The sequence below is a fragment of the Kosakonia oryzae genome, assembly GCF_001658025.2.
Taxonomy (GTDB): Bacteria; Pseudomonadota; Gammaproteobacteria; order Enterobacterales; family Enterobacteriaceae; genus Kosakonia; species Kosakonia oryzae.
In genome coordinates this window covers 4,213,251-4,229,631 of the sequence record NZ_CP014007.2, presented here as the reverse complement: position 1 = coordinate 4,229,631, position 16,381 = coordinate 4,213,251, and the positions used below count along the sequence as shown (strand labels likewise).

The following is a 16,381-nucleotide window of genomic DNA, read 5'->3' as shown; positions in this document are numbered from 1 at the left end:
CACCTGTTTGCGATTATCCCATTTTTACGAACAGTCTAACCTGAATTTTGTACCTTATCGAAATCATGCCTTCGCCGTAATCTTTTGTGCAGTGCAGTAAAGCGCTGCCTGATTGAATGAGGAGGCAAAATGACTATACAGAGCGAAAACGTATTGGTGCTTGGAGCGGGACAACTCGGTGCGGCGGTGCTGAATGCGCTGGTGCCTGCCGTAACGCAGGCGCAGGGCAGCGTCACGGTTGTGGTTTCGCCAGGCGCATGGGATGAACACGGCCATTTGCGATCGGCGGCACATCAAAAATGGGTCGATCGCGGTGCGAGATTTATCGCTGTTGATATTGTGACCAGTACAGTTGAGTCGCTCATCCCGCTGCTGGCGCAGTTTGATACGGTGATCAACTGCATGGGTTTTGTTGCCGGAGCGGGTACGCAGCTTAACATTACTCGCGCGGTGCTGGCCGCTGGTGTGCGCCGCTATTTTCCATGGCAGTTTGGTGTGGATTACGACGTGGTGGGGAAAGGGAGCGGCCAGCCGGTGTGGGACGAGCAGTATGATGTCCGGGAACTGCTGCGGGCGCAAACCGGCACCGAATGGGTGATCGTATCGACCGGTATGTTTACCAGTTTCCTGTTTGAACCGGCATTCGATGTGGTGAATCTGGAGCAAAAAACGATAAATGCGCTGGGCGGATGGGAGACGCGGGTAACGGTAACTTCGCCTGCCGATATTGGTCGGCTGACTACCGCTATCTATCTGCATCAACCGCGCATTGTGAATGAGGTGGTGCTGATTGCCGGGGAAACGCTCTCGTATGCCGCACTTGCGGATACCGTTGAAGCCGTAACCGGGCAGGCATTTAAAAGAGGCGTCTATACGCTGCCCGCGTTAACGGATGCCTTACGCTTGCAACCGGAGGATCAAATGTGCCGCTATCGCATCGCTTTCGCCCGCGGTGAAGGGGTCTGGTGGCCGATGGAGCAGACCTGGAACGCCCGGCATCAACTCGCGACGCAGGACGTTAAAGGCTGGTTGCAGGAACATCTGGCGTAAACAGGCTGAATCACCCGCAGGCATCAATGGTGCAGCATTTCGTCAACGATCTGCGCTTTGTTCAAATTGTATGGATAGAAGGTCGGCCAATTATCCATCTCTTTCAGCAGCGCTTGCTGGGATTCGTTGCCCATAAAAATATGGAAATGCAGCGACTGGCGCGGCGCAATAATGTGGTCGCTGAACTGCACAAATTTCGGTGCTTTCGACTGCGCGTCTTTACATTCAAACAGATAGCGCACACCTTTCTTGCCGGAGGTGTAGGTCAGAATTTTATAACCGGCATAGTCATAGCGGCAGTGGGTGACCGTTTTGCCGGTGTGAAACTCAATCACATTGTTTTCAATGCCGATGGTGTCGATGTTGGTCGCATAGCCTTTTTTGTAGTAAGCGCGGTACTCCTCCAACGTTTTGTCGCCGTGCTGCGCTTTTTTCTCCAGCACCGGATCGAGATCGCCGTTCAGCAGATAGGGGTTCAGCGATTGCCAGATCCCGTCCCAGTCCGACAGTGAGCGATCCTTGACATCTTTATCGTCAATAATGCCTTCGCTGGCTTTGCGTTCCACCTCTGTCAGCGGTTTTCCGTGGTGATGATCGTGCGCCATGCTCTGTGTGCTACTCAGTAATACGCCCATACCCAGAACAAAGGCGGATTTCTTCATGATCATACTGCGCTCCCTGATGATTTATTATGTAATGAAATGTTATAATATAACAATATTGGAAATCATCAATGCATGCAACTTCGCTTCGGTTATAAAACATGGCGTCATTTGTATATATTTAATAAATAAGTGATTTTTTATTTTCGCCGTTGCTATGGCACTATTGCCACTCTTTGCGCAGCGCCGTGTTTTCCTCTCTGTTGAAGCGGTTTTAAAGGGTGAGCAATGAGTTTCTATGCAATGACGATTCTGGCCTTTGGTATGTCGATGGAGTCCGTCGCCGCTGCCATTGGCAAGAGCACGGTGTTACAACGATGGGCGGAAGTGCCCGGCGGCGTGGGGCTGATGGGGATTGGCAGTTCAATTCTGGTTGAGCACTTAGGCTTACTGTAACTTGCCTCCATGGGCAAAATCATTAACAATGCGCCAGAAGGTGATGGCGTTCCACCTTACCCAACCGCTTCCTGGAGAAGCTGATGACGCCTGATATGACTCTTAAATGGAGGCATGTCGGGCGTTTTTCTTTTGTCCCTCCCGCATGCCTCAACATGATGTATTGATGAGGTAAAACATGCTGAAGTCTTTATTTGCCGTCATTGTGGGTGGTTCCGCAGGCTGTGTTATCCGCTGGCTGCTCTCTGTGCGTTTAAATGCGCTTTTTCCCAATCTGCCGCCGGGTACGCTGCTGGTTAACTTGCTGGGTGGCATGATCATTGGCGGCGCGCTGGCGTTCTTTACGCGTCAGCCGCATCTCGATCCCACCTGGCGATTGCTGATCACCACCGGTCTGTGCGGCGGCATGACAACATTTTCAACCTTTTCGCTGGAGATTTTTGCGCAGTTGCAAACGGGAAATTATCTGTGGGCAATGACCTCCGTGCTGGTGCACGTGCTGGGATCGTTGTTGATGACGGCGCTGGGTTTTACGCTGATTAACGCTCTGTATTGAGCCTGTGCGCAGGGGGAGGAAATATCTTCCCCCGCTCTTTAACCATAAAAATTACAGGACTATTGGCAACGCTTTTATTTTAATCTTGTGAAGATGTTTTTTCTGAATTTTTAAATAGCATCATGAGTGAGTATTGACTAATGATACTAAATAAGCAGAATTAGGAACGTTAACGCAACGGATACACACCCTATAGCCCGTAATAATTAATAAGAACAAGCGCTTTGGTAATATCAGTTGATGGAAAAATCTGATAGCGGGAAATATTAGATTTGTGCTTTTTTGTTTTATTTTGCGTACCAGGAAACGGTAAGCCAGAATGGTTCGCAGACCAGGTTTTTCGCCATTTACATGTGAGTCCGGAGTGGTTGATGGGCAAAGAACAAGAGAGTTATGGAATGCACGATTTTTTCAGAGGTGAGACTTCAGGCCCTGAAATGATTGAGCGCTATACGTATGTGAAAATTATTAATTTTGATGCAACTGACATGATTAATTTTGAGTTTTCAGCATATCAGAAATATTTTATTTCAATTCTGGCGAACCGCAAACCACCTGCCGAAAATAGCAAGCAATAATTTCCATTGCTGCGTGTAAAAATAAATTTATTGGCAGCGTAGAGAGCTCTCATTGTACTGCCCATATTGGATGAAAAATCCGAAAAAAAACCCTCAGACCCAGGAAATCCGCTCTGTGTCTGAAGGCATGCAAATGCATCTTCGTTACTAACAATGAGCGTGCTAACAAATTGTAAAACTATGATCAGAGTACCCCTATAAAACAGGGAGTTGTAATGAAAATAAAAGATCTTTGTGAATGAATATTTTCATCATTAGTACATTGAAGTTATTGATAATCTGATCATATTTCATCCATTCCGACGTTTGAAACCCTGGTGTCGCACTTGCAGCCGTCCTTGTGGACGGCTTTTTTTTACCTGCTAACCGCGATGCGCATCAATTGCTGCCTACGCAGCCTGCTACCTTCCGTACGCGCTTAATCGCTTTTTTTCTCTACGTGCCCAAGCGGTTTTTCCGGGAAGCAGTAGTCGCGCACGCGGCGTTTTAACTCTGCAGCATCGGGAAAACCGCCTTCCTGCTTGCGATCCCAGATGACTGTGCCATCGATATCAATCACAAAAATGCCGCCGGTGCCGGGGATCAGGCGCACCGAGCCAAGATCGGTATTGAACGTATGCAGCAGTTCTTGCGCCATCCAGCTGGCGCGCAGCATCCAGTTACACTGCGAGCAATAATGTAACGTAATCGCCGGTTTGTTCATTTTCTCGTCCCTCCAAAAGGCGAATCAGACAGCAAAGTGTATGCAAAGTGCGGACACAAAGGTGAGAAGTTTATGAACTCATTGCAAGTGATAATCATTATCATTAATATCTAAGCTCATAACATAACGATAACCTGCTTTTTGTCCTGACCTATTCTCGTTTCGTGGAACGACTGGAAGTAAGACGTGAGCCTGATACTAATAAATGCTAAGGCTTACAAAACATTATGTGTAAATCGCAACTTTCTCCGCGTCGCTTCAGGAAGCGCGTGCTGGTGACTTCATTACTCGCAGCCCTGTATCAGAACACCGCGCTGGCAGCGGATACCGATACCTCGACGACTACCGCAACGAATGCGAAACAGGATACGGCCGAACAGTTGGTCGTTACGGCGCCCGCACCGGTGCTGAAAGCGGGAAGCAGCCATTCCGTTAGCGCACAGGATTTACAGAACAAAGGCGCGAATGATTTCGGCTCAATCATGCGTTACGAACCGCTGATCAGCGCGACCGGCGCAAGCGGCGGTTCTGGTAACGGCAAAAGCGGTTTTGACCGTGGCGGCTACACCGGTTACAACATTCGCGGCCTGGAAAGTAACCGCGTGGGAATCGATGTTGATGGCATTCCGCAGCCGGATGCAACCGGCCGCAGCTACGTCAGCCGCGCGGGCCTGAACACCTTCGGCATTGGCCGTGACTATATCGATCCGTACATGTACGGCAATGTGGATATTCAGTCCGGCGCGACGCCTACCGATCAAGCGAACACCTCGATTGGCGGCAACGTCTCCTTCCGCCCGAAATCACCGGACGACTATCTGCGCCCGGGCAAAAATAGCTACTTTGGCTACCAGAGCGATTATGATTCTGCCGACCGTAGCTGGCACAACGGCGTGACCGGCGCGGCAGGGGATGAAACCCTGCGCGGTATCTTTGTTTATAGCCGCCGCGATGGTCAGCAAACCCGCAACAACAGTGGCTCCATCGATGCGTACCCGGCGAACTGGCACTCCGATGCGATGATGGCCTCCGGTATCTGGCAGCCCAACGATGAGCATAAACTGACCGGCACGCTGGATTACTACCACAAAACCAATCACACCCATTACGACTCATGGAACAGCAGCGGCAGCACCATCCTCGGCGATGCGCAGCAAACCAGCCAGACCCGCCGCTGGGGCGTCAGCCTGAAAGATGACTGGACGCCAATGAACGACTGGCTGGACAGCATGTCCAGCAAAGTTTATTACCAGCACACCGAAGCGCATGACCGCACTTACATGCCGGACAGCACCACCGCCACCATGGAAACGGTGTACTCCAATTACGATACCGATACCTGGGGCATACAGAATGCGCTGGCGAAAACCCTTGGCCGCCACGATCTGAGCGCCGGTTTTAATGCCAGCACCACCAAAACCAAACGTCCGTTTAACCAGTCGCCGGTGCCGAGTATCTACAGCGAAATCATGCAGCCGGAAGCGGACAGCAAAAGTTACACGCTGGGCGCATTCGTGCAGGATCAAATTAACTTCGATGCAGATGGCCACCATTTCGCCATTATTCCTGGCGCGCGCGTCGTTCATCAATCCATCAAGCCGGAGAACCTCTCCAGCCTGACCACCAACAGCACCGCGCTGGATGAGTCCGAAGTTTCTACTCTGTACGGGAAAAATTCCGACACCCAACTGTTGCCGTCGTTAACCTTCCAGTACGACATCACGCCGCGCCTGATGACCTACCTGCAATACAAGCGCGGTGCAGAGTTCCCGAATGCCAGCCAGCTTTACGGCTCCTGGAACCTGGGTTCCAGCTATGCGGGTCGCCAGCAGTATGCGCTGATCGGCAATACCGATCTGAAAACCGAAACCAGTAATAACCTCGAATGGGGTATGAAAGGGGAGGTCACCGAAGGCGTTACGTTGCATACCGCGCTGTTCTACAACAGCTATAAAAACTTTATCGCGTATACCCGTTATACGCGTGCCAATAACCCGGATAAATTCACTAACGTTCCGTCGAACATCTACACCACTTATCAGGCGGAAAACCGTGATAAGGCCTTTATCTACGGCGGTGAAATCAGCGCGAAATTTAACTTTGGCACCTGGTTTGAGCAGGTCGATGGCCTGAGCGCCACGCTGGCTTACGGTTACACCGAAGGGAAAGCGAAATCCAGCTATATGGGCGACAAATACATCGATCTCGACAGCGTCGCGCCGATGAAAGCGATCGCGGGCGTCGCCTGGGACGATCCGGCGAAACGCTACGGCACTGCGCTGACAGCCACCTTTGTGAAGGGGAAACGCGCCACTGCCACCAGCCGCGAGTCTTACACCAACACCGGCTCTTCGATCGGCGACTCCAGCACCGAGTATATGCGCGTGCCGGGTTACGGCCTGCTGGACTGGACGGCTTACTGGCAAGTGGCGAAACACGTGAAGATCAACGGCGGCGTTTACAACATCACCGACCGTAAATACTGGGATTACCTGAGCAGCCGCACTCTTGAGGAGTCCACCAATCAGGATGCCTACGACAAAGCGCTGGCCGTCATGCCGGGCCGTACCTGGCAACTGGGCGTCAACGTTGATTTCTGATCGCGCATGCGGTCCAGGTCTTCATCCCCCGGTATCGCTGCCGGGGTTTTTAACATGATAAAGGAAGCGAATGCTATGCCTGTTTCGTCAAACGATTTTCTCGCAATTTGGCAGCAATATCAGACAATTAAAACGCAGGAGCCTGCTAAGTACGCCCGCGATATCGCCACCGCGATGGCGATCAGCGAAGCCGAATTAACTCAATCACGCGTCGGGCATGATGCTGTGCGCCTGAACGACGATATGCGCGGGCTTCTCGCCGCACTGGAACTCGTCGGTGACACCAAATGCATCTGCCGCAATGAGTATGCGGTGCATGAACAGATTGGCCGTTTCACCAACCTGCATATCGGCGAACATGCCGGGCTGGTGCTCAACCCGCGCGCACTCGATTTGCGCCTGTTTATGAATAAGTGGGCCAGCGCCTTTAGCCTGCGTGAGCAAAGCCCGCGCGGCGAACGTCGCAGCATTCAGTTCTTCGACCAGCAGGGCGATGCAGTGCTGAAAGTCTACGTTACCGCACAGACCGATATGGCGGCGTGGAACGAGGTGGTGACCCGTTTTGCGGCCCCCGCCGATCTGCCGTTCGCAATTAGCAAAGCGGTTGCCGAACCGCACGCTGAAAGCGCCGATGGCGTTGCGCTGGATCAGGCATGGCGGGCGATGACTGATGTGCATCAGTTCTTCGGCCTGCTGAAAAAACATAACCTCTCGCGCCAGCAGGCGTTTCGCCTGGTGGGCGACGATCTGGCCTGCCAGGTTAGCAACGACGCACTGCCGCGCCTGCTGGAGACAGTGTTACAGCAAGGCAATGAAATCATGATTTTCGTTGGCAACCGTGGCTGTGTGCAGATCTTCACCGGCGCGCTGGAGAAGCTGACGCCGATGAAAGGCTGGATCAACATCTTCAACGAACATTTCACGCTGCATCTACTTGAGAGAGGGATCGCCGAAAGCTGGGTCACCCGTAAACCAACCGCCGAGGGGCATGTCACCAGCCTTGAACTGTTCGCCGCCGATGGCACGCAAATCGCGCAGCTTTACGGCCAGCGCAGTGAAGGGCAGCCGGAACAGAGCCAGTGGCGCGGGCAAATTGATGCGCTGTGCAACGAAGGACAAACCGCATGAAAAAGTTACTGATGCTGCTGGCGGCGCTGCCGCTACTGGCGAGCGCCGCTGCGGAAAAAGTGGTGACGCTCGGCGGTGATGTCACCGAAATCGTCTACGGGCTGGGCGCGCAGTCGCAACTGGTGGGGCGCGACACCACCAGCAACTGGCCGCCGGAGGCGAGCAAACTGCCGGATGTCGGTTATATCCGCCAGCTTAACGCCGAAGGTATTCTGTCGCTGCGCCCGACCATCGTGCTGGCCAGCGAACAGGCGCAGCCGTCAATGGTGTTGCAAAACGTCGCCGGGAACAACGTCAAGGTGATCCCGGTTCCGGGCGGATATACGCCTGCAGCCATTGCTAACAAAGTGGCGGTGATTGCCGCCGCGCTCGGTAAAACCGCCGAAGGCGAACAGTTGCGGCAAAACGTAGCGGCGCAAATCGCCGCGCTGACGAAAACGGCGCTCAATAAGCGGGTGCTGTTTCTGTTAAGCCACGGCGGGATGGGCACGATGGTTGCCGGGCAGGAGACGGCGGCAGACGGCGCGATACGCGCGGCAGGTTTACAGAATGCGATGCAGGGCTTTGCCCACTATCGCGCTCTTTCGCAGGAAGGGGTGATAGCGAGTCAGCCGGATCTGATTGTCATCTCCGCCGATGGCGTGAAAAGCATGGGCGGTGAAGCGAACTTGTGGAAGCTGCCAGGCCTGGCGCAAACGCCCGCCGGTCAGCATAAACAGTTGCTGATTGTCGATGATATGGCGCTGCTCGGCTTTGGTCTGCGCACGCCGCAGGCGCTGCAGGAACTGCGCAAAAAAGCGGAGCAATTACCCTGATGAGCCGCGCCGTTGCTCGCGCGCTCTGGGGCATGCTGTTGCTGCTGCTTGGGCTGACGTTTCTGGCGAGCACGCAGGGAGCCATGAACCTGCCGCTCACCAGTCTGTGGCAAGCGGGCGATGAGGCGCTGCGCCAAATCTGGCTGACCATTCGCCTGCCGCGCGTCTTGCTGGCGCTGGTGGTCGGCGCGGCGCTGGCGCTCTCCGGCTGCGTGATGCAGGGGCTGTTTCGCAACCCGCTCGCCGACCCGGGTTTGCTGGGGATCAGCAGCGGCAGCGCGCTGGCGGTGGCCTGCTGGCTGGTATTGCCGCTGCCGGTGCCTGCGCTGGTGGCGCTCTACGCACCGATGGTGGCGGCCTTTATCGGTAGCCTGGCGGTGATGGTGGTGATCTTCCTGCTCAGCAAAGCCCGCGACAACACACTGTCGCGCTTGCTGCTGGTCGGCATCGCCATTAACGCCCTGTGCGGCGCGGCTGTCGGGGTGCTCTCCTGGTTGAGTAATGACGCCCAGCTTCGCCAGCTTTCGCAGTGGGGAATGGGCAGCCTCGGCCAGGCGCAGTGGTCTACGCTTACCATCGCCGCCACGCTGATTATGCCGTCCTCGCTGGCGGTGTGGCGCGTTGCCCGCCAACTCAATCTGCTGCAACTGGGCGATGAAGAGGCGCACTATCTCGGCGTCAACGTTCCGGCGCTGCAACGGGTGATGCTGTTGTGCAGCGCGCTGCTGGTGGCAGCGTCGGTCGCTATCAGCGGGATCATCGGTTTTCTCGGCCTGGTGGTGCCGCACCTGATGCGCATGTGGCTGGGGCCGGATCATCGCGCGCTGGTGCCCGGTTCGCTGCTGGCCGGGGCGATACTGCTGCTGATTGCCGATACCGCCGCCCGCACGCTGGTGGCGCCGGCAGAGATGCCGGTAGGGCTGATTACCAGCCTGCTCGGCGCACCGTGGTTTTTATGGCTAATTTTTCGACAACGAGGAGCCGCGCATGGATAACACCTTAACCGCCGCGCATTTGCGCCTGCAACGCGGGCAGCGCTGGGTGATCGATGATGTGTCGTTAACGCTGAACGGCGGTGAACTGGTGGCGCTCATTGGTCCGAATGGCGCGGGAAAATCAACGCTGCTGCGGTTGCTGACCGGTTATCTGCCCGCCGATGCGGGCACGTGTCAACTGGCCGGGCGCGCACTGGCTCAGTGGCCAGCAGAGACGCTCTCCCGCCGTCGGGCAGTGATGCTGCAACAAACGCAGTTGCGGTTTGACTGGCCAGTGGCGGCGATTGTTGCGATGGGGCGCGCACCGTGGGGATCGCAGCGCGAAGCCGAGATTGTGCATGAAGTGTTGATGCTGACCGGCTGCGATGAGCTTGCGCATCGGCGCTATGCCACGCTCTCCGGCGGCGAGCAGCAGCGCGTGCAACTGGCGCGCTGCCTGGCGCAACTGTGGCGCGACAGCGCGCCGGAAGGCTGGCTGTTTCTCGATGAACCCACGTCGGCGCTGGATCTTTACCATCAGCAACAGTTGCTGCGGCTGCTGAAAAAGCTCACCGCCAGCGGCAAATTACACGTCTGCGTGGTGCTGCACGATCTGAATCTGGCGGCGCTGTGGGCCGATCGTATTCTGCTGTTGCATAAGGGAAGGCTGGTAGCGCAGGGTTCGCCGCAGCAGGTGATCCAGACGCCGGTGATTGCGCAGTGGTACGGTGCCGATGTGCAGGTAAGTGCGCATCCAGGCGGCGATGCGCCGCACGTTTTTCTCTGCGCATAAACCGCCCGGCGGCGTACCGGGATCAGGGTTGAGTGGGGAAGGGCGTTAACTGGCGGAAGGTGTTGAGCAGCCCTTCGGACCAGGCTTTGCGGATGGCAATAAAATAGGGATCGCTTTCAATAATCCGTTGCTGTTCACGGGCGTGGAAACTTTCGCGGCGGTAGATCATCACATCCAGCGGCATGCCGACGGAGAGATTGCTGCGCAGCGTGGAGTCGATCGAGATCAGTGCGCAACACATCGCCTGCTCCAGCGGCGTATCCGGCGTTAACACCCGATCGATAATCGGTTTGCCGTATTTGCTTTCGCCAATCTGGAAGTAGGGCGTGTCATTGGTTGACTCGATAAAATTCCCTTCCTGATAGATATGAAACAGCCGGTGCTCTTCGTTACCAATCTGCCCGCCCAGCAGCATGTTGCAGCCAAAGTTGGTGTTGCTGCCATTTTGCTGCGCCTTGCTGTCGCGGTGGATAACTTCCCGCACCGTTTCGCCGATCAGCGTTGCGGCGTCGTACATGGTTTCAGCCTGCATCAGGTTGGGCGTCTGCTGGCTCTCAATACGCGAGGTCAGCAGACTGATAATGCTCTGCGTGGTTGCCAGATTACCGGCGGACTGGATCACCAGCACCCGTTCGCCTTCACGCTGAAAAACGTGAAGTTTTTTGAACGTCGCAATGTGATCGACCCCCGCATTGGTCCGGGAGTCGGAAGCGAAGACCAGTCCGTCGCGCAGACGCATGGCCACACAGTAAGTCATTACCTCACCTTTCTTAACAGTTAACGCTATTGCTGCTGAACCTGTTGCTGCTGTTGCGTAAACAGATTCACTTCAGCGGTGGAAAAAAGCTCTTCGCAGCCGCCGCCTAAACGGCTGCCGCGCACCGGGCAGGCATCCAGATAATCCATCCCCACCGCCAGCCGCAAATGCTGGTTGAGCAGGCGGGTATTGTTGGTGATATCAAAACTGTGCCAGCGGTCGTTGATCCAGGCTTCCGCCCAGGCATGCATCGCTACGTGCTCGGTATCCCGGCTATAGACATAACCGCTGACATAGCGCGCCGGGATCTTCAGGCTACGGCAGCAGGCCAGAAACACATGGGTATGATCCTGGCAGACGCCTTTTCCTTTGGCGAATGCATCCGCTGCGCTGTCCTGCACATGCGTCGCGCCGGGAGTATACGGCATTTTTAGCTGTAATTCCGCCATCAGCGATGTGAGGCTCTCTTCGGGCGCTGTTTCCCGGTAATAGCGGCTGGCGAAACCGCGGATCAGATCGTCCGCTTCCGTCAGCGGCGTGACGCGTAAAAAGACCAGCGGCGACAACGTTTCATCGCTGTTATCCTGGCTCTCTTCCACATTATCGGCGATTTCCACCACCCCTTGAGCGTGGATAAAAATCTCCTGGTGCGGGCTGTCCAGCGTCAGCACATGCATCAGGTTGCCATAAGCATCATGGGTGGCGACGGCCGAGGCGGGCAGCGTCAGTTTCCACTCGCTAACCTGCTGACGCGCGGAAGTTTGCGGCGTCAGCCGCAGATACTGGGTGCTGAATTTCACCTCTTCATCGTACTGGTAATGCGTTAAATGGTTGATGGTGAGTTTCATATCGCCTCCAGATAAGTCTGGCGAATGCTGTCGGCCAGTTCGTTAATTTGGGTGAGGAAGTGGTTCAGCCAGTTTTGCAGCCCCTGATTCATCACCTCGTCGAGGGAACCAAAGCGCAGTTCCACATGCAGCAGGTGCGCCCGGCGCAGCGGAACATGCGCCCGCGTATTACCGATCATCTCCAGTTGCTGCACCAGATCCGCCACACAGGCATGCAGCGAACGGGGCACATCATTACGAAACACCAGCAGTTCGCTGACGGTTTCGCGGCTGATCGGCTGGCGGTAAATACTGTGATAGGCCTCGCGGGCGCTCACCGCGCGTAGCAGGGTGTCGAGGCGATAATATTCACGCACCGGATCCGGATCGTTGTTCAGTTGTTGATCTTTAAGCGCCAGCAGTTGGGCGGTGGCGTAGGCGCGCTCAATTAGCGTACCGACACGAATAAAACACTGCGCATCGTTGCGCAATAGCGTGCCGAACATCGCGCCGCGAAACAGATGCGAGCGCTCTTTTACCCAGTCAAAAAAGGTATCAATACCGATTTTATCCACCCCGGACTGACGCAGATTGCGGATGTCGATACGCGTGGTGTTGATGCACTCCCACACTTCTGACGACAGGCTGCCGCGTACCGCGTGGGCGTTATTCCATGCCATTTCAATACAGCTATAAATGCTGCTCGGGTTGTGGCTATCAAGGGCGAAGAAGTTCAGCAGGTTGTTCATGGAAAAGCGGGCATAACGCTGCTGAAACAGCTCATGGGAAAAGGTGAGATTGAGCGGCAGCGCCAAATCGTGTTGCTGCTGGCGGTGGCGCGGCATCATCGACAGCTTCCAGGTAACATCCAGCACCCGGGCAAAGCTCTCTGCCCGCTCCAGATAGCGGGCCATCCAGTACAGTTCGCTGGCTGTGCGGCTTAGCATCATTCATCCTCCTCCATCACCCAGGTATCTTTGGTGCCGCCGCCCTGCGACGAGTTCACCACCAGCGAACCTTCGTTCAGCGCCACGCGCGTCAGGCCGCCCGGCACCAGGCGAACCTCTTCACCGGAGAGCACAAACGGGCGCAGATCGATGTGGCGCGGTGCCAGCCCCTCTTCGACAAAGGTCGGGCAGGTGGAGAGCGCCAACGTCTCCTGGCCAATATAGTTGCCGGGGTTCGCCAGCAGCCGCTTGCGGAAATCCTCAATCTGCTGACGGGTCGATTTCGGGCCGACCAGCATGCCGTACCCGCCCGCACCGTGAACCTCTTTCACCACCATGCTGTCGAGATGGGCCAGCACATAGTTAAGATCGTCGGGCTTGCGGCACTGCCAGGTGGCGATATTGCCGAGAATCGGCTCCTCGCTGAGGTAGAAGCGGATCATCTCCGGCACATAGGGGTAAATGGATTTATCATCGGCAACGCCGGTGCCGATCGCGTTCGCCAGCACCACGCCGCCCGACCGGTAGACCGACAGCAGGCCCGGAACCCCGAGCATCGAATCGGCACGAAACGCCAGTGGATCGAGAAACGCATCGTCAATGCGGCGGTAGATGACATCCACCCGGCACGGGCCTTCGGTGGTGCGCATATAAACTGCGCCGCCTTTGACGAACAGGTCGGCGCTTTCTACCAGCTCAACGCCCATCTGCTGTGCCAGAAAGCTGTGCTCAAAATAGGCGCTGTTAAAACGCCCAGGCGTCATCACCACCACCGTGGGATCGTCCACCGGGGTACTTTCACGCAGGGTTTGCAGCAGGTAGCCGGGGTAGCGCTCCACCGGCGCAATATGCTGGCTGGCGAAGAGATCCGGGTAGAGGCGCATCATCATCTTGCGGTTCTCCAGCATATAGGAGACGCCGGACGGGGTACGCAGGTTATCTTCCAGCACGTAATAGCGACCATCGCTGTTACGTACCATATCGATACCGGTAATGTGAGCATAAATATTGTTATGCAGATCCACGCCCTGCATACAGGGCTGGTATTGCTCGTTCGCCAGAACCTGCTCGCGCGGAATAATTCCGGCGTTGAGGATATTTTGCTGATGGTAGATATCGTAGAGGAAAGCGTTCAGCGCTTTGACGCGCTGGCGGATGCCTTGATCGAGAGTGCGCCACTCATGGGCCGGGATAATCCGCGGTACGCTGTCAAAGGGGATCAGGCGTTCAGTGCCTCCCTCTTCACCATAAACGTTGAAGGTAATGCCCACCCGGTGAAATAACAGTTCTGCCTGTTCTTTCTTTTGATGGATAGCGTGCTGGTCGGTCTGTTGAAGCCACTGCCACCAGGCATCGTAATGCTGGCGTTGACTGCCCTCTGCGCTGAGCATCTCATCGTAGTAAGGTGCTGTCGGAAGCGTTATTTTTATCATTGTCATCCCCTGCATTGCGCGTGTGAAGATTCTTAAAAAATGCAGAAAGCATGCCAGCATGGCTGGCAATGCGTTTTCGTGACAAGTACAGGCGCAAATGCACCATTTTGAGGCGAAGCGCAGCGGCAGCGCGCTAAAGTGGTGTGAAAGGTAAGCGTAGCAGAACCTGTGCTAATGGCGTTTCGCGGCCGTCGGGCTGACCACCAGCCACACAGCCAGGCAGACAATCAGCGCGCCGATAATAAACCCGCCGTTCAGCGTTTCGCCCAGCGCGAGGTAGCCCCACAGCACGGCAAACGGCGGGATAAGAAAGGTGACTGTCAGGCTGCGCAGCGGCCCGATATCGGCAATCAGGCGAAAATAGAGAATATAGGCCACGGCGGTACAGAGCAGGCCCACTGCCAACACGCAGGCCCACACTGACGGCTGCGCCCAGTTGATGGTTGCGCCACTGCTAATCGACCAGGCGCAGAACGGCAGCAAAAACAGCGTGGCGCCCGCCTGGCTGCCGAAGGCGACCAGCGTCGGATCCAGACCGCCGCGCGCCGTTATCCAGTTGCGGGTGAGAAAACCGGCAACGCCATAACAGCCGGTCGCCACCAGGCACGCCGCCACGCCAGCGGCGACCTCCTGCACGTTGCGCATTTCACCGAGCGTGGTAATCGTCAAAATCCCCACCAGCCCGAGTACCACGCCCGCCCACTTTTTCCCGCTCAGGCGTTCGTCAAAAAACGCCACGCCCGCCAGCGCGCCCATCAACGGCGTGGTGGCATTGAGAACAGCGGAATACCCGGCAGGCAGCCAACGTGCGGCCAGGCAGTACATCAGAAACGGCAGCCCGGAGTTAATCACCCCAAGCAGCAAAGCCGCGCGCAGCTTACCGGAAAACTGAAACGCGCGGCGAAACAGCGCCAGCAGCGCCGCCAGGCCAAGAAAGCCAAACAGCACGCGGAGAAAAGCGGTGTTGATAGCACCGAATTCCGGTGCGGCAATCCGCATAAACAGAAAGCTCGCGCCCCAGATGGCCGCCAGCATCATTAATCTCAGGTAATCAATGGCCCGCATTGTGCAACTCCTTGTGTTGCGTTTTTAACTAAAAATGTTTTACCCCGACGGCATCAGGCTGACAAACCAGCATTTTTGCTACAGTTTAGTTGCACTTAATTATGCGGAGAGCCGCGATGACCCTACCGCCCCTGCAGGCATTAGTCTGCTTTGCTACCGTCGCCCGCCATATGAGCATGAAAGCGGCGGCCGAGGAGTTATGCATTACCGCCAGTGCCGTGAGCCAGCAAATCGCCAGGCTTGAGGCGTGGCTGAATGTCCGGCTGTTTATGCGCGGGCCGCGCTTTCTGGCGCTGACGGCAGAAGGGCACATTTATCTGCGTGCTATTCAGCCTGCGTTTAACCAGATATCACAGGCCACGCAGCGGCTAATGGATAACGCCAGCCAGAGCAAAGTCACCGTCAGTTGCACGCCCGGCTTCGCCATTCAGTGGTTGTTGCCGCGATTGGGCGCTTTCGAAAAACTGCATCCCGGCGTGGAGGTGCAGATTAATACCACTAACCGGGTGGTCAATCTGAGCAATGAAGGGATCGATTTTGCCGTACGTCACGGCGCGGGTGTGTATCCGGGGCTTCAGTCGCACTGTCTGGTGAACGACCATCTGTTGCCGGTGTGCAGCCCGGCGCTGCTGGCGGAAAACCGTCCCGCTTCGCCGCGCGAATTACTGAATTACCCGCTGCTGCATGATGAACACCGGTTGGACTGGCGTTTGTGGTTCGACACGCAGGGCATACATGATGTGGATACCGATAAAGGCCCGGTATTTATCGATTCAAACGGTGTGATTGAAGCCGCACTGGCGGGCAGGGGCGTTGCGCTGGTGCGCCGGGTACTGGTGGCGGAGGCATTAAGCCGTGGGCGTTTGATCTGCCCGCTGGCCATTACCGTCGCCTCACCGATTGCTTATTACCTGGTGTACGACGAATCCGCCGTATTACAGCGGATGAGCCGGGATTTTCGCGACTGGCTGCTGGCAACGGCGGCCTCCGAGGAGCATCGCTGGCCATATCCGTGATCGCACCGCCATGCCCAACGGCGCGAACGCTGATCGGGCATGGCAGTGATCGCGCAGGGCAAGGCGAAGCCGCCACCCGGC

Annotated in this window: 17 protein-coding genes and 1 riboswitch; of the genes, 10 read left to right on the top strand and 7 right to left on the bottom strand. The window is 56.0% G+C overall.

Features of this window, described 5'->3' with window-relative positions:
• Positions 1-129 precede the first annotated feature (129 nt).
• Positions 130-1,050: an aromatic alcohol reductase gene (locus AWR26_RS20115; RefSeq protein ID WP_064568268.1), complete on the top strand. Its 921-nt coding sequence runs from the start codon at positions 130-132 to the stop codon at positions 1,048-1,050.
• Positions 1,051-1,073: 23 nt separating this feature from the next.
• Here AWR26_RS20115 and zinT read toward each other — a convergent pair whose 3' ends face one another.
• On the bottom strand, positions 1,074-1,718 hold the full coding sequence (gene zinT / locus AWR26_RS20110; protein WP_064568267.1) for a metal-binding protein ZinT: 645 nt from the start codon (positions 1,716-1,718) through the stop codon (positions 1,074-1,076).
• Positions 1,719-1,940: 222 nt separating this feature from the next.
• On the opposite strand from zinT, the gene AWR26_RS20105 reads away from it, so the two are divergent.
• From AWR26_RS20105 to AWR26_RS20095, 3 genes are all read left to right on the top strand, one after another.
• Positions 1,941-2,108, top strand: coding sequence for a hypothetical protein (locus AWR26_RS20105; RefSeq protein WP_167351153.1), 168 nt, complete (start codon positions 1,941-1,943; stop codon positions 2,106-2,108).
• A 30-nt stretch (positions 2,109-2,138) separates the two neighbouring features.
• Positions 2,139-2,208: riboswitch (Fluoride riboswitch) on the top strand.
• Positions 2,209-2,286: 78 nt separating this feature from the next.
• On the top strand, positions 2,287-2,664 hold the full coding sequence (gene crcB / locus AWR26_RS20100) for a fluoride efflux transporter CrcB (protein WP_043954730.1): 378 nt from the start codon (positions 2,287-2,289) through the stop codon (positions 2,662-2,664).
• A 371-nt stretch (positions 2,665-3,035) separates the two neighbouring features.
• Positions 3,036-3,242, top strand: a complete 207-nt coding sequence (locus AWR26_RS20095) for a hypothetical protein (RefSeq protein WP_064568266.1) — start codon at positions 3,036-3,038, stop codon at positions 3,240-3,242.
• Positions 3,243-3,660: 418 nt separating this feature from the next.
• Here the strand turns inward: AWR26_RS20095 and AWR26_RS20090 are convergent, their stop codons facing one another.
• Positions 3,661-3,945 (bottom strand): SelT/SelW/SelH family protein, encoded by a 285-nt coding sequence (locus AWR26_RS20090; RefSeq protein ID WP_043954727.1) that lies wholly within the window; start codon positions 3,943-3,945, stop codon positions 3,661-3,663.
• 227 nt (positions 3,946-4,172) lie between these two features.
• On the opposite strand from AWR26_RS20090, the gene AWR26_RS20085 reads away from it, so the two are divergent.
• The 5 genes from AWR26_RS20085 to AWR26_RS20065 all read left to right on the top strand — a co-directional run bounded on the left by AWR26_RS20085 (position 4,173) and on the right by AWR26_RS20065 (position 10,255).
• Positions 4,173-6,545 (top strand): TonB-dependent receptor domain-containing protein, encoded by a 2,373-nt coding sequence (locus tag AWR26_RS20085; protein WP_064568265.1) that lies wholly within the window; start codon positions 4,173-4,175, stop codon positions 6,543-6,545.
• 75 nt (positions 6,546-6,620) lie between these two features.
• Positions 6,621-7,673 (top strand): hemin-degrading factor, encoded by a 1,053-nt coding sequence (locus tag AWR26_RS20080; RefSeq protein ID WP_082934122.1) that lies wholly within the window; start codon positions 6,621-6,623, stop codon positions 7,671-7,673.
• Positions 7,670-8,488 (top strand): heme/hemin ABC transporter substrate-binding protein, encoded by an 819-nt coding sequence (locus AWR26_RS20075; protein WP_064568263.1) that lies wholly within the window; start codon positions 7,670-7,672, stop codon positions 8,486-8,488. The genes AWR26_RS20080 and AWR26_RS20075 overlap by 4 nt, the downstream gene beginning before the upstream one ends.
• A complete protein-coding gene (locus tag AWR26_RS20070) occupies positions 8,488-9,483 on the top strand; it encodes a FecCD family ABC transporter permease (RefSeq protein WP_064568262.1) in 996 nt (331 codons plus the stop codon). Before AWR26_RS20075 ends, AWR26_RS20070 begins: the two co-directional genes overlap by 1 nt.
• Complete coding sequence (locus tag AWR26_RS20065) at positions 9,476-10,255, top strand: heme ABC transporter ATP-binding protein (protein ID WP_064568261.1); 780 nt, start codon at positions 9,476-9,478, stop codon at positions 10,253-10,255. Before AWR26_RS20070 ends, AWR26_RS20065 begins: the two co-directional genes overlap by 8 nt.
• Positions 10,256-10,277: 22 nt before the next feature.
• Here AWR26_RS20065 and AWR26_RS20060 read toward each other — a convergent pair whose 3' ends face one another.
• The 5 genes from AWR26_RS20060 to AWR26_RS20040 all read right to left on the bottom strand — a co-directional run bounded on the left by AWR26_RS20060 (position 10,278) and on the right by AWR26_RS20040 (position 15,284).
• Positions 10,278-11,012 carry a proteasome-type protease gene (locus tag AWR26_RS20060; protein ID WP_064568260.1) on the bottom strand — a complete coding sequence of 245 codons (735 nt, stop codon included), beginning with the start codon at positions 11,010-11,012 and terminating at the stop codon, positions 10,278-10,280.
• A gap of 26 nt (positions 11,013-11,038) precedes the next feature.
• Positions 11,039-11,860 (bottom strand): transglutaminase family protein, encoded by an 822-nt coding sequence (locus AWR26_RS20055; RefSeq protein ID WP_064568259.1) that lies wholly within the window; start codon positions 11,858-11,860, stop codon positions 11,039-11,041.
• Complete coding sequence (locus tag AWR26_RS20050; protein ID WP_064569071.1) at positions 11,857-12,786, bottom strand: alpha-E domain-containing protein; 930 nt, start codon at positions 12,784-12,786, stop codon at positions 11,857-11,859. The genes AWR26_RS20055 and AWR26_RS20050 overlap by 4 nt, the downstream gene beginning before the upstream one ends.
• Positions 12,786-14,219: a circularly permuted type 2 ATP-grasp protein gene (locus tag AWR26_RS20045; protein WP_064568258.1), complete on the bottom strand. Its 1,434-nt coding sequence runs from the start codon at positions 14,217-14,219 to the stop codon at positions 12,786-12,788. Before AWR26_RS20045 ends, AWR26_RS20050 begins: the two co-directional genes overlap by 1 nt.
• Before the next feature lie 171 nt (positions 14,220-14,390).
• Complete coding sequence (locus AWR26_RS20040) at positions 14,391-15,284, bottom strand: DMT family transporter (protein ID WP_064568257.1); 894 nt, start codon at positions 15,282-15,284, stop codon at positions 14,391-14,393.
• A gap of 116 nt (positions 15,285-15,400) precedes the next feature.
• On the opposite strand from AWR26_RS20040, the gene gcvA reads away from it, so the two are divergent.
• The gene (gene gcvA, locus AWR26_RS20035; protein ID WP_064568256.1) at positions 15,401-16,300 is read left to right on the top strand and encodes a transcriptional regulator GcvA; all 900 of its coding nucleotides are present in this window, start codon (positions 15,401-15,403) and stop codon (positions 16,298-16,300) included.
• The last annotated feature ends 81 nt before the right edge of the window (positions 16,301-16,381 follow it).

What these genes read in the sequence shown, in the direction of transcription:
- AWR26_RS20115 (WP_064568268.1), top strand. Translation starts at nt 130, where the DNA reads ATGACTATACAGAGCGAAAACGTATTGGTGCTTGGAGCGGGACAACTC.
- zinT (WP_064568267.1), bottom strand. Translation starts at nt 1,718, where the DNA reads ATGATCATGAAGAAATCCGCCTTTGTTCTGGGTATGGGCGTATTACTG.
- AWR26_RS20105 (WP_167351153.1), top strand. Translation starts at nt 1,941, where the DNA reads ATGAGTTTCTATGCAATGACGATTCTGGCCTTTGGTATGTCGATGGAG.
- crcB (WP_043954730.1), top strand. Translation starts at nt 2,287, where the DNA reads ATGCTGAAGTCTTTATTTGCCGTCATTGTGGGTGGTTCCGCAGGCTGT.
- AWR26_RS20095 (WP_064568266.1), top strand. Translation starts at nt 3,036, where the DNA reads ATGGGCAAAGAACAAGAGAGTTATGGAATGCACGATTTTTTCAGAGGT.
- AWR26_RS20090 (WP_043954727.1), bottom strand. Translation starts at nt 3,945, where the DNA reads ATGAACAAACCGGCGATTACGTTACATTATTGCTCGCAGTGTAACTGG.
- AWR26_RS20085 (WP_064568265.1), top strand. Translation starts at nt 4,173, where the DNA reads ATGTGTAAATCGCAACTTTCTCCGCGTCGCTTCAGGAAGCGCGTGCTG.
- AWR26_RS20080 (WP_082934122.1), top strand. Translation starts at nt 6,621, where the DNA reads ATGCCTGTTTCGTCAAACGATTTTCTCGCAATTTGGCAGCAATATCAG.
- AWR26_RS20075 (WP_064568263.1), top strand. Translation starts at nt 7,670, where the DNA reads ATGAAAAAGTTACTGATGCTGCTGGCGGCGCTGCCGCTACTGGCGAGC.
- AWR26_RS20070 (WP_064568262.1), top strand. Translation starts at nt 8,488, where the DNA reads ATGAGCCGCGCCGTTGCTCGCGCGCTCTGGGGCATGCTGTTGCTGCTG.
- AWR26_RS20065 (WP_064568261.1), top strand. Translation starts at nt 9,476, where the DNA reads ATGGATAACACCTTAACCGCCGCGCATTTGCGCCTGCAACGCGGGCAG.
- AWR26_RS20060 (WP_064568260.1), bottom strand. Translation starts at nt 11,012, where the DNA reads ATGACTTACTGTGTGGCCATGCGTCTGCGCGACGGACTGGTCTTCGCT.
- AWR26_RS20055 (WP_064568259.1), bottom strand. Translation starts at nt 11,860, where the DNA reads ATGAAACTCACCATCAACCATTTAACGCATTACCAGTACGATGAAGAG.
- AWR26_RS20050 (WP_064569071.1), bottom strand. Translation starts at nt 12,786, where the DNA reads ATGCTAAGCCGCACAGCCAGCGAACTGTACTGGATGGCCCGCTATCTG.
- AWR26_RS20045 (WP_064568258.1), bottom strand. Translation starts at nt 14,219, where the DNA reads ATGATAAAAATAACGCTTCCGACAGCACCTTACTACGATGAGATGCTC.
- AWR26_RS20040 (WP_064568257.1), bottom strand. Translation starts at nt 15,284, where the DNA reads ATGCGGGCCATTGATTACCTGAGATTAATGATGCTGGCGGCCATCTGG.
- gcvA (WP_064568256.1), top strand. Translation starts at nt 15,401, where the DNA reads ATGACCCTACCGCCCCTGCAGGCATTAGTCTGCTTTGCTACCGTCGCC.